Source organism: Citrobacter freundii complex sp. 2025EL-00176 (assembly GCF_053309355.1).
Genome location: NZ_JBRYHT010000006.1, coordinates 116,571 through 128,890, shown reverse-complemented (window position 1 = coordinate 128,890; position 12,320 = coordinate 116,571). Strand labels below are relative to the sequence as shown.

The following is a 12,320-nucleotide window of genomic DNA, read 5'->3' as shown; positions in this document are numbered from 1 at the left end:
ATCAGGTCCTCTCCGTTTTGCTTAACCACATTTCATCCATACCGCCCCCACGAATCTGCATCGGGTAGACATGCTCGCTGCCATCAACGGTGACATCGACAAACACCAGACGACGGTTGCGCACATGCTCCAGCGCTTCACTTAGTTTGCTTTCCAGTTCTTCAGGATGGTTAATCTGGATACCAATATGCCCATAAGCCTCGGCAAGGCGCACAAAATCGGGCAGCGACTGCATATAAGATTGTGAGTGACGTCCGGAGTAGATCATGTCCTGCCACTGTTTGACCATGCCGAGATAGCGGTTGTTCAGGTTGAGCACTAATACCGGCAGCTCATATTGCAGCGCCGTCGACAGTTCCTGGATATTCATCTGAATACTGCCATCGCCGGTAACACACACTACCGTTTCATCCGGCAATGCCATTTTTACGCCTAACGCCGCAGGTAATCCAAATCCCATGGTGCCGAGGCCGCCTGAGTTAATCCAACGGCGTGGTTTATCGAACGGATAGTAGAGTGCGGCAAACATCTGATGCTGGCCAACGTCAGAGGTCACATACGCATCCCCTTTCGTCAGACGCCAGATGGTTTCAATCACCGCCTGTGGCTTAATGCTTTCACTTTGCGTGTCATATTTCAGGCACTGACGGGCGCGCCAGTGTTCAATCTGTTGCCACCAGTCACGGTTATCATCCAGCGGCTGCTGGGATTTCTCCTGCGGCAGTAGTTCGAGCATCTGATCGAGTACCAGGCGCGCATCGCCGACAATCGGAATATCCGCAGTGACGGTTTTCGAAATAGAGGTCGGATCGATGTCGATATGCAGCACGGTCGCATTTGGGCAATATTTTACCAGGTTATTGGTCGTTCGATCGTCGAAGCGTACGCCGACGGCAAAGATCACATCGGAATGATGCATGGTCATGTTTGCTTCGTAAGTTCCATGCATGCCCAGCATCCCCAACGCCTGGCGATGTGTTGCCGGAAACGCGCCTAACCCCATCAGCGAGGAAACTACAGGCAGATTAAGTGCTTCAGCAATCTGGCCCAACTGCTCATGGCAGGCGGCATTCACGGCACCACCACCCACGTACACAACCGGTTTTTTAGCCGCGACTAACGTCTGCAGAGCGCGTTTTATCTGCCCTTTATGTCCGGTCGTCGTCGGATTATACGAACGCATACTCACCGACTCCGGCCAGCTATAAGGCAGTTTCTTAGCTGGATTCAGAATATCCTTCGGCAAATCCACCACCACAGGCCCCGGACGACCGCTTGCCGCCAACCAGAAGGCTTTTTTTAGCACCTGTGGGATGTCTTCCGTTTGTTTGACCAGGAAGCTGTGCTTCACCACCGGGCGGGATATGCCCACCATGTCACACTCCTGGAAGGCATCATAGCCAATCAGCGACGTTGCGACCTGCCCAGAGAGGATCACCAGCGGAATAGAATCCATATAAGCCGTTGCTATCCCGGTGATGGCGTTGGTAGCGCCTGGTCCGGAAGTGACTAATACGACGCCCACCTCCCCCGTGGCGCGCGCAAGGCCATCAGCCATGTGTACCGCGGCCTGCTCGTGACGGACCAGAACATGATCAATACCACCGACCGTATGCAGCGCATCATAAATATCGAGGACGGCCCCCCCGGGATAACCGAATACCTGCTTTACACCCTGATCGATGAGCGATCGGACGACCATCTCGGCTCCAGACAACATCTCCATGGCTTGCCTCACTCTTATAATGAAAAACGGTTTAACAACACATTAACCGCTGACGATGACGCATGGCAATTGACTCCGCAGGGGTAGCGTCGGAGCAAATAAGAATAAAACGGAGGAAAGCGTCGATTTAATGGAGAATTAAACCAGGATAAGTAAATGATATGATAAATAATCGCTTAAAAAGGGGGACTTACAGCTATTACTCTATTTTTTTACACTTTTGGCTAAACCTGAAAAGTGGATTTCAGCATAAAATTTCATACACAAAGAAAAAAGCAGAACAAACCAGATGTATTATCCGGCTTGTTCTGCTGAATGCTATTGCTTACAGACGGAGACCAACAGCTCTTCCATCCATTGATGTCCTTTATCCCGGCCCGCAGCTTCATGCCAGGAAAGATAACATGTCCGGCTGTTCAATTTTAAAGGTAGAGGCAATATCTGAAGTTCTAACGAATCTGCGAACTCTTCTGCCAACCAACGTGGCGCAATCGAAACCAGATGCGTTTGCGACACAATATTAAGAACGCTAATTAATGCCATACCCTGGTAAGCGACGCAGGATTGTTTATCCGGTGTGTCATACCACGGCTGGCTGAAAGATGCGAAGCGGTCCAACGAAACCACTGCGTGCTGCTCATTATAAAGGTCGCTTTCCAATAATGGACCACTAATGCGCGGATGCTTTTTACTCGCCACTAATACCATTTCATCATTGAATAACGGAATACTTGAGAATTCTGGACGACGGAATTCTTCATAGCTAATAACAAACTCCGTTTCCTGGTAACGTAGTTGATGCTCGGTATTTTGATTGAGTGAAGATTTAAATACGACATTAATGTTTGGCGCGACTTGTTCAACCCGATTATAAATCAATGATGTCAGGATATTATCTAATGGGCTGCATACGCAAAGATTGAATACACGTTCGCTGCTTGCTGGCTCGAAACCCGATCCAGGCAGTTCGTTTTGCACTAATTGCAATGCCTGACGAATGGAACCAAACAGCTGGAAAGCTCTTGCTGTCGGCTGGATCCCACGACCATAACGAACAAAAAGCTCATCATTAAACATGAGCTTCAGGCGTGCTACCGCATTACTGACCGCAGGTTGCGACATCCCCAAAGTATGTGCAGCGCGGGTAATATTCTGTTCCTGCATTACCGCATCAAAAACGGTTAAAAGATTAAGGTCAACCATGCGAAGCTGTGGTTTTCCTGGCTCTAAAAAATTGGGTTTATCTATTATTTTTACTTCTGGCATAGTTAACTCCACTGTCACTCTAAACTCCCTTTTCCCAGACGGAGTGAAGAAATAACCTCCGTTAATATGATTTACCATACATATAAAATGAGAAAAAGGAAAAACATTAAAATTAGGAAAACATAAAGGTACAAACCTAAATGAACAAAAGAGCAATGCGAGCGCAGTGTGGCAGAGGTCACTGCACGATGATTCATATGTTTAAATTTCAAAAACAATATAACCATAAGCACGGCGAATACACAATCATACACATTATGAATGTATATTTAAGTTTTAATTAAATGTTTATATTATTAATACATTAAAAGTTAACATTAATTTATCAATTATGAGCGTTTGCTCTCTTCCCATCCATTCAGAATTAGTATAAAAACAGGCAAATCATACAGATATAAAATCTCAAACAGGTCCACTACTTCAACCGATGGTTACAGTAATTGCAAGCAAATATGCTTAAATATGTCTAATCATAAAAAATATGTACAAGCATCAGCGGATTAATTTTATATATGGTAAAAAATTCAGCACAATTCGCTTAAGTTTTGCCTAAACTTTCCTCTGCTACAGGGGCATTTACAGAGGATGGAGTTGACATCGAAGTTCATATCCAGTACCACTAAAAGCATATCGCATTCGCCTGGAGCTTAATTGATGACTTACATTGCTCGTTTCAACGGTCTACTACTACTAAACGCATCTTCGTTGCGCGGTAGACTGGTGGACGACATTCAGCATTAAGTCAGCTCCAGTTAAGACAGAAACCCGCGCCGTTGCGCGGGTTTTTTTATGCTCGAAGCAAGGCGCCCTAAAGACCAAGGACCTAAACCATGAGCCAGCAAGTCATTATTTTCGATACCACCTTACGCGACGGAGAACAGGCGTTACAGGCAAGCCTGAGTGTGAAAGAAAAACTGCAGATTGCGCTGGCGCTCGAGCGTATGGGCGTTGACGTGATGGAAGTGGGTTTCCCGGTCTCTTCACCCGGTGACTTTGAGTCGGTGCAGACCATCGCTCGTCAGGTTAAGAACAGCCGCGTTTGCGCCTTAGCGCGCTGTGTTGAAAAAGATATCGATGTTGCTGCAGAATCCCTGAAGGTCGCTGAAGCTTTCCGCATTCATACGTTTATCGCCACCTCGCCGATGCATATCGCAACAAAATTACGCAGCACGCTGGATGAGGTTATCGAGCGAGCAGTCTATATGGTTAAGCGAGCGCGTAATTATACGGATGACGTGGAATTCTCCTGCGAAGACGCTGGTCGTACGCCTATCGCAGACCTGGCTCGCGTGGTAGAAGCCGCCATTAATGCGGGTGCCAAAACCATCAATATCCCCGATACCGTCGGTTACACCATGCCTTTCGAATTTGGCGCAATCATTTCCGGTCTGTATGAACGCGTACCGAATATCGATAAAGCCATCATCTCCGTACACACCCATGATGATTTAGGTCTGGGCGTCGGCAACGCGCTGGCGGCCGTGCACGCCGGCGCGCGCCAGGTGGAAGGCGCGATGAACGGTATCGGCGAACGCGCTGGTAACTGCTCACTGGAAGAAGTGATCATGGCGATCAAAGTGCGCAAAGATATCCTGAACGTACAAACCCGCATTAATCACCAGGAGATCTGGCGTACCAGCCAGTTAGTCAGCCAAATCTGCAACATGCCCATTCCGGCAAACAAAGCGATTGTCGGGAGCGGCGCCTTTGCGCACTCCTCCGGCATTCATCAGGACGGCGTACTGAAAAATCGTGAAAACTACGAAATCATGACGCCTGAATCCATCGGCCTGAATCAGGTGCAGTTGAACCTGACCTCCCGCTCCGGACGCGCCGCGGTGAAACACCGTATGGACGAGATGGGCTATAAAGAAAATGAATATAATCTGGACAACTTGTACGACGCTTTCCTGAAGCTGGCGGATAAAAAAGGTCAGGTATTTGATTACGACCTGGAAGCGCTGGCCTTTATTAACAAACAGCAGGAAGAGCCAGAACATTTCCGTCTGGATTACTTCAGCGTGCAGTCTGGTTCGAATGACATTGCAACCGCCTCCGTCAAGCTGGCCTGCGGTGAAGACGTCAAAGCCGAAGCGGCGAACGGTAACGGTCCGGTTGATGCCATTTATCAGGCCATCAACCGCGTGACGGAGTACAACGTCGAACTGGTGAAATACAGCCTGACCGCCAAAGGGCACGGTAAAGATGCGCTGGGTCAGGTGGATATCGTCGCTAACTACAACGGTCGTCGCTTCCACGGCGTCGGTCTGGCAACAGATATCGTCGAGTCTTCCGCCAAAGCGATGGTCCATGTGCTGAACAATATCTGGCGTGCCGAAGAAGTCGAAAAAGAATTGCAACGCAAAGCTCAGAACAACGAGAACAACAAGGAAACCGTGTGATGTCGAAGAATTACCATATTGCTGTTTTGCCGGGTGACGGTATTGGCCCGGAAGTGATGGCGCAAGCCTTGAAAGTACTGGACGCAATTCGCCACCGTTTTAACCTGCGCATTACCACCAGCCACTACGATGTAGGTGGCGCCGCCATCGATAACCACGGTCAGCCGCTGCCGCCGGCAACGGTTGAAGGCTGTGAGCAAGCTGACGCCATTCTGTTTGGCTCCGTTGGCGGCCCGAAATGGGAAAACCTGCCGCCAAACCAGCAACCGGAGCGTGGTGCGCTGCTGCCATTGCGTAAGCATTTCAAATTATTCAGCAACCTGCGCCCGGCAAAGCTGTACCAGGGGCTGGAAGCGTTTTGCCCACTGCGCGCCGATATCGCCGCTAACGGTTTCGACATCCTGTGCGTGCGTGAACTGACCGGCGGGATCTACTTCGGTCAGCCAAAAGGTCGCGAAGGCAGCGGTCAGCATGAAAAAGCCTTTGATACCGAGGTATATCACCGTTTCGAGATCGAACGTATTGCGCGTATCGCGTTTGAGTCAGCTCGCCAGCGTCGCCGTAAAGTCACGTCGATTGATAAAGCTAACGTGCTGCAAACCTCTATTCTGTGGCGCGAAATCGTCAATGAAATTGCGAATGAATATCCGGACGTTGAACTGACGCACATGTACATCGACAACGCCACCATGCAGCTGATCAAAGATCCCTCTCAGTTCGACGTCCTGCTGTGTTCCAACCTGTTTGGCGACATCCTGTCTGACGAATGCGCCATGATTACCGGTTCAATGGGTATGTTGCCGTCCGCGAGCCTGAATGAACAAGGCTTTGGTCTGTACGAGCCTGCTGGCGGCTCTGCCCCGGATATCGCCGGGAAAAACATTGCTAACCCTATCGCCCAGATATTGTCGCTGGCGCTGCTGCTGCGCTATAGCCTGGATGCCAACGATGCGGCAACCGCAATTGAGAGCGCCATCAACCGCGCATTAGAAGAAGGCATTCGCACCGGTGACTTAGCCCGTGGCGCTGCCGCAGTCGGTACCGATGAAATGGGCGACATCATTGCCCGTTACGTCGCAGAAGGGGTGTAATCATGGCTAAAACGTTATACGAAAAATTGTTTGATGCGCACGTTGTCTTTGAGGCGCAAAACGAAACCCCGCTGCTGTACATCGACCGCCATCTGGTGCATGAAGTCACCTCCCCGCAGGCATTTGATGGCCTGCGCGCGCATGGACGTCAAGTGCGCCAGCCGGGTAAGACTTTCGCCACCATGGACCACAACGTCTCGACGCAAACCAAAGACATTAACGCCTCCGGCGAAATGGCGCGTATTCAGATGCAGGAACTGATCAAAAACTGCAATGAATTTGGCGTCGAGCTGTACGACCTGAACCACCCGTATCAGGGTATCGTCCACGTGATGGGGCCTGAGCAAGGTGTAACTTTGCCGGGTATGACCATCGTCTGCGGCGACTCCCACACCGCTACCCACGGCGCGTTCGGTGCGCTGGCGTTCGGTATCGGTACTTCAGAAGTTGAACACGTACTGGCGACCCAGACCCTGAAACAGGGCCGCGCCAAAACCATGAAGATTGAAGTCAACGGCACAGCCGCGCCGGGTATCACGGCGAAAGATATCGTGCTGGCGATTATCGGTAAAACCGGTAGCGCGGGCGGTACCGGACACGTAGTTGAGTTTTGTGGCGAAGCCATCCGCGCGCTGAGCATGGAAGGCCGTATGACCCTGTGCAACATGGCGATTGAGATGGGTGCTAAAGCGGGTCTGGTCGCACCGGATGAAACGACCTTTAACTATGTGCAAGGTCGCCTGCATGCGCCGAAAGGCGAGGATTTTGCCCACGCGGTTGAGTACTGGAAAACGCTGCAAACCGACGACGGCGCAACGTTTGATACCGTCGTCACCCTGCAAGCAGAAGAGATCGCGCCGCAGGTGACCTGGGGAACGAATCCGGGTCAGGTTATTTCCGTGAACGATAATATCCCCGATCCGGCATCATTTACCGATCCCGTTGAACGCGCATCGGCTGAAAAAGCGCTGGCATATATGGGACTGAAACCGGGCATTCCGTTAACAGAAGTGGCTATCGATAAAGTGTTTATCGGATCCTGCACCAACTCGCGCATTGAAGATTTACGCGCTGCGGCGGAAATCGCCAAAGGGCGCAAAGTCGCGCCGGGCGTACAGGCACTGGTGGTGCCGGGGTCTGGTCCGGTGAAAGCGCAGGCGGAAGCGGAAGGTCTGGACAAGATCTTTATCGAAGCAGGATTTGAATGGCGCTTACCGGGCTGTTCTATGTGTCTGGCCATGAATAATGACCGCCTGAACCCAGGCGAGCGTTGTGCATCCACCAGCAACCGTAACTTTGAAGGTCGTCAGGGCCGCGGTGGTCGCACGCATTTAGTCAGCCCGGCCATGGCCGCCGCCGCCGCCGTTACCGGCCACTTCGCCGACATTCGCAGCATCAAATAAGGAAACTACCATGGCAGAGAAATTTACCCAGCATACCGGCCTGGTTGTCCCACTGGATGCCGCCAACGTCGATACCGATGCAATTATCCCTAAACAGTTTTTGCAGAAGGTCACGCGCACCGGTTTTGGCGCCCATCTGTTTAACGACTGGCGCTTCCTGGACGAAAAGGGTCAACAGCCTAATCCGGAATTCGTGTTGAACTTCCCGGAATATAAAGGCGCGTCGATTCTGCTGGCGCGGGAAAACTTTGGCTGTGGCTCTTCACGCGAGCATGCGCCGTGGGCGCTGACCGACTACGGCTTTAAGGTGGTGATTGCGCCAAGCTTCGCCGACATCTTCTACGGCAACAGTTTCAATAACCAACTGCTGCCGGTAACCCTGAGCGACGCGCAGGTCGATGAAATGTTTGCGCTGGTGAAAGCCAATCCGGGCATTAAATTTGAAGTGGATCTGGAAGCACAGGTGGTGAAAGCAGGTGATAAAACATACGGCTTTAAAATCGACGACTTCCGCCGCCACTGCATGCTGAACGGTCTGGACAGCATCGGGCTGACGCTGCAGCACGAAGCCGCCATCACCGAATACGAAGACAAGCAGCCCGCATTTATGCGCTAGTCATTGTGACGCCGGATGCGCTGCGCATCCGGCAACATGACTAAAAGCTAAACGTCCTTCACCCGCCCGGTCATCACCAGCGTGACCACAGAAATCGCCGCAATCACCCAGTACACGGCAAAATGCCCGTAGCTTTGCGCCACAGCGCCCTGAATCACTCCCGCCAGAATGACACCCGTTGAAATACTGTTGGTGAATAATGTGGTCGCAGAACCCGCGCGCCCGGGCATCAGGTCCTGAAACCACAGCATGCCTATCCCGGCGATAATGCCGATAAACACCGCGTTAAACAGTTGCAGAACCAGCAGCGCCGTGCGGCTGTGAAAGAAGATCAAACCGAGATAAAACAGTACGCCCGCCGCTACGGCCGCGATCATCATGCGCCGCTTACCAAAGCGTTTCACATAGTAGCCCGCCAGAATCATCGCCGGAATTTCCAGCCCAGCCGCCGTCCCCATCAGGATCCCGGCCAGCTTGTCCGGTAAGCCCAGATCCAGGCTAATCCACAGCGGCATATCAATGATGTACATGGTATTGCAGGTCCACATCAGCGTGGAGGCAATAAACAACATGCGCACATTTTTGTCCTGCCAACCGCCGGTCTGTTCCAGCGGCACATCGACAGGTTGCTCCACCCTCGCCACAGACGGCAGTATCAGCGCGATCAGTACCAGGCTAATCGCAAAAATGCCTGCAGCAATGGAAAACATCGCCGTGAAGCCGTAATTCAGCGCTAGCATAAAGGCCAGCGGCGGCCCAATGACCCACGCCAGCGAAAGCTGCGCACGCATCACCGAGCTAAACATCACCACTTCGCGCGCCGAGCTATCGGCATATTCCCGCGCCAGCGCAAACAGCTGCGGCATGGCGGTATTTGCCAGCGAAGCCAGCAGCACACCGCAGGTGATCAGCGTGAGATAGTGGCGATTAAAGGCAAATAGCAGCGCGTTGCCGATTGCCATCAGACAACAGAACATGATCAGTTTGCGCCGATCGCCCTGGCTGTCGGATCGTTTCGCCAGACCAAGGCTGACTCCGATCCCGGCAATAGCGTTGACGGTGTAAAACAGCCCGACCCAAAATGGCTGCGCCCCGACTTCACGGCTCAGGAACAGGCTCAGCGTGGGGGCCTGTAACGCCCCGGCCACACCCATCATAAAAGCGACCAGCATAAATGCCGCATAAACGCCGTTGAGGCGCCGTCCCATGGTCATAATCCAGAGCATTGTTATCCCTATTGGCTGGGCTGATACGAAAAAAGCCAGCAGAAAAAATCTGCTGGCGGGTGAACGAGGCTGTATCCTGCCATTATATCTGGCATCGACGCTGGGTAAAAAACGCATAATCCAGGCGGAGGGCGCTGGGTATAGAAATCTATTCCCAAGCCTGACAACGCAGAGTATGCGTTTTTTACACGCGTCCCGGAGGGCTGGGGCCATTTTTTCACATAGCTGTGTTGCTCACACCTTATTTGATTCACCAAATTTCACTGTTCGCGCCTTGCCATGTGAAAAAATAGCCACCAGCGATGCTCAGAGATAATGGCAGGATACAGCCTGCACCAATACTCAGTCACACATGATGTCTGCAACTCGCAATTCGGAGGTCAGGCTGTCACCTCCCACTGCATCAGTTCCTCGAGCATCTTTAAGCGCTGCGGTGCGCTCAGGCAAGCCAACCAGGACGATTTTTCCGTCGCAGTAAAGTACTTCAACCAGAACTGACGCATAGATGACCCCTTCGTTGTCTCATCGCTTCATCGAAATCTATTATTGGCTTAATATAGGGAAAATAAAATTGCTGAGTTTTCCGCAGGAGTTCCCCTTTTATGTCTTCTGGTCGTTTGCAACAACAGTTCATCCGTCTGTGGCAATGCTGTGACGGCAAAACGCAAGATACGACGCTGAACGAACTGGCGGAGCTGCTGAGCTGCTCGCGCCGCCATATGCGCACCCTGCTTAATACCATGCAGGATCGCGGCTGGTTAACGTGGGAAGCTGAAGTTGGCCGGGGTAAACGCTCGCGCCTGACATTTCTCTATACCGGGCTGGCGCTCCAGCAGCAGCGGGCAGAAGACCTACTGGAACAGGATCGTATCGATCAACTGGTGCAACTGGTCGGTGATAAAACGGCCGTCAGACAAATGCTGGTTTCTCACCTGGGACGCAGTTTTCGCCAGGGGCGGCACATCATGCGCGTCCTCTACTATCGCCCTATGCACAATCTGCTCCCCGGCACGGCGTTACGCCGCTCCGAAACCCATATTGCCCGGCAAATCTTCAGTTCCTTAATTCTGGTAAATGAGGAAAATGGGGAACTGGAAGCCGACATTGCCCATCATTGGCAGCAAATTTCGCCTTTACACTGGCGATTCTTCCTGCGCCCGGGGATCCATTTCCACCATGGCCGCGAGCTGGAAATGGAAGATGTCATTACCTCGCTACAGCGCATCAACGCACTGCCGCTGTACTCGCACATTACGCAAATCGTCTCGCCCACGGCCTGGACGCTGGATATTCATCTTGCCCAGCCCGATCGCTGGCTTCCGTGGTTGCTGGGGCAAGTCCCCGCCATGATCCTGCCGCGAGAATGGGAAACGCTAAATAACTTCTCCAGCCAGCCGATTGGCACTGGCCCCTATGCCGTGATGCGCAATACTAATAACCAACTAAAAATTCGCGCCTTTGATGATTACTTCGGCTACCGGGCACTGATCGATGAAGTTAACGTGTGGGTATTACCTGACATCGGCGAAGAACCTGGCGGCGGGTTGACGCTAAAAGGTCCCACGGAAGATGAAAAAGCGATCGAAAGCCGCCTCGAAGAAGGCTGCTACTACCTGTTGTTTGATGCGCGAACCCATCGTGGCGCGAACCAGGAGGTCCGCGAGTGGGCAAGCCGCGTTCTCTCACCGACGAATTTAATCTGCCACGCCGACGAGCAGTATCAGCAACTGTGGTTTCCCGCCTATGGGTTACTCCCCCGCTGGCACCACGCCAGGCCCGGGCATGGCGAAAAACCGGCCGGGCTGGAAACACTAACCCTCACTTACTACCGCGATCACATCGAACACCGGATTATCGCGCAGATCATGAAAACGCTGCTGGCGCAGCATCAGGTACAGTTAAATATTCAGGAGATCGACTACGATCAGTGGCATGCAGGTGAAATAGTCAGTGATATCTGGCTTAACAGCGCCAACTTTACCCTACCGCTGGACTTCTCGTTGTTCGCGCATCTCTGCGAAGTCCCGTTACTGCAAAACTGTATCTCGCGTGACTGGGAAAACGATGCGGCCCGCTGGCGAACGGGTGAAATGAGCCTGGCGGCATGGTGCCAACAACTGCTCGCCACAAAGGCCATTGTGCCGTTGATCCACCACTGGCTGATCATTCAGGGACAGCGAAGCATGCGCGGGCTGCGTATGAATACCCTCGGCTGGTTTGATTTTAAATCGGCATGGTTTGCGCCGCCGGATCCGTAAGAGCCAGCTCTTAATTGCTGCCTGGCAACAAAATCACTACACTAACGCCGTTCTCAACGGGGTGCTAAATAAAAAACATACACAAAATCATTCACGTTGCATCACAAAACGCTAGAGCGTTTTGAACAGCGCTCGCGCTGGCCCCGAAGGGGCGAGGCTGCAAGCCGAGTAACGCGGCAAGCGAGTGAGTCCCCAGGAGCATAGATAACTATGTGACTGGGGTGAGCGAGCGCAGCCAACACAGAGGCAACGTGAATGATGAAGTGTATGGGCTGAGAGATACCCGTCGAACCTGATCCGGATAATGCCGGCGAAGGGATTTGAGTCTGTTC

The 12,320-nt window shown here is 52.1% G+C and carries 10 protein-coding genes; 6 read left to right on the top strand and 4 right to left on the bottom strand.

The window, feature by feature from the left end:
* Position 1: 1 nt before the first annotated feature.
* Both ilvI and leuO read right to left on the bottom strand, forming a co-directional pair.
* Positions 2-1,726 carry an acetolactate synthase 3 large subunit gene (gene ilvI, locus ACVXHP_RS13930; protein WP_447571664.1) on the bottom strand — a complete coding sequence of 575 codons (1,725 nt, stop codon included), beginning with the start codon at positions 1,724-1,726 and terminating at the stop codon, positions 2-4.
* 318 nt (positions 1,727-2,044) lie between these two features.
* Complete coding sequence (gene leuO, locus ACVXHP_RS13925) at positions 2,045-2,992, bottom strand: transcriptional regulator LeuO (protein ID WP_447571663.1); 948 nt, start codon at positions 2,990-2,992, stop codon at positions 2,045-2,047.
* A gap of 654 nt (positions 2,993-3,646) precedes the next feature.
* Between leuO and leuL the strand changes: the two genes are divergently transcribed.
* The 5 genes from leuL (at position 3,647) to leuD (ending at position 8,504) form a co-directional block, all read left to right on the top strand.
* On the top strand, positions 3,647-3,733 hold the full coding sequence (gene leuL, locus ACVXHP_RS13920; RefSeq protein WP_048998978.1) for a leu operon leader peptide: 87 nt from the start codon (positions 3,647-3,649) through the stop codon (positions 3,731-3,733).
* An 89-nt stretch (positions 3,734-3,822) separates the two neighbouring features.
* Positions 3,823-5,394 (top strand): 2-isopropylmalate synthase, encoded by a 1,572-nt coding sequence (leuA, locus tag ACVXHP_RS13915; RefSeq protein WP_200008596.1) that lies wholly within the window; start codon positions 3,823-3,825, stop codon positions 5,392-5,394.
* Positions 5,394-6,485: a 3-isopropylmalate dehydrogenase gene (gene leuB / locus ACVXHP_RS13910; RefSeq protein ID WP_447571662.1), complete on the top strand. Its 1,092-nt coding sequence runs from the start codon at positions 5,394-5,396 to the stop codon at positions 6,483-6,485. Before leuA ends, leuB begins: the two co-directional genes overlap by 1 nt.
* A gap of 2 nt (positions 6,486-6,487) precedes the next feature.
* Positions 6,488-7,888, top strand: a complete 1,401-nt coding sequence (leuC, locus tag ACVXHP_RS13905; RefSeq protein WP_447571661.1) for a 3-isopropylmalate dehydratase large subunit — start codon at positions 6,488-6,490, stop codon at positions 7,886-7,888.
* Between the two features lie 10 nt (positions 7,889-7,898).
* Positions 7,899-8,504 carry a 3-isopropylmalate dehydratase small subunit gene (leuD, locus tag ACVXHP_RS13900; protein WP_304702309.1) on the top strand — a complete coding sequence of 202 codons (606 nt, stop codon included), beginning with the start codon at positions 7,899-7,901 and terminating at the stop codon, positions 8,502-8,504.
* Positions 8,505-8,551: 47 nt separating this feature from the next.
* Here the strand turns inward: leuD and ACVXHP_RS13895 are convergent, their stop codons facing one another.
* Positions 8,552-9,730, bottom strand: a complete 1,179-nt coding sequence (locus ACVXHP_RS13895; protein WP_200008593.1) for a sugar efflux transporter — start codon at positions 9,728-9,730, stop codon at positions 8,552-8,554.
* A 380-nt stretch (positions 9,731-10,110) separates the two neighbouring features.
* Positions 10,111-10,233 carry a glucose uptake inhibitor SgrT gene (gene sgrT / locus ACVXHP_RS13890; protein ID WP_016151681.1) on the bottom strand — a complete coding sequence of 41 codons (123 nt, stop codon included), beginning with the start codon at positions 10,231-10,233 and terminating at the stop codon, positions 10,111-10,113.
* Between the two features lie 99 nt (positions 10,234-10,332).
* Between sgrT and sgrR the strand changes: the two genes are divergently transcribed.
* Positions 10,333-11,988, top strand: a complete 1,656-nt coding sequence (gene sgrR / locus ACVXHP_RS13885; protein WP_447571660.1) for an HTH-type transcriptional regulator SgrR — start codon at positions 10,333-10,335, stop codon at positions 11,986-11,988.
* Positions 11,989-12,320: the final 332 nt, after the last annotated feature.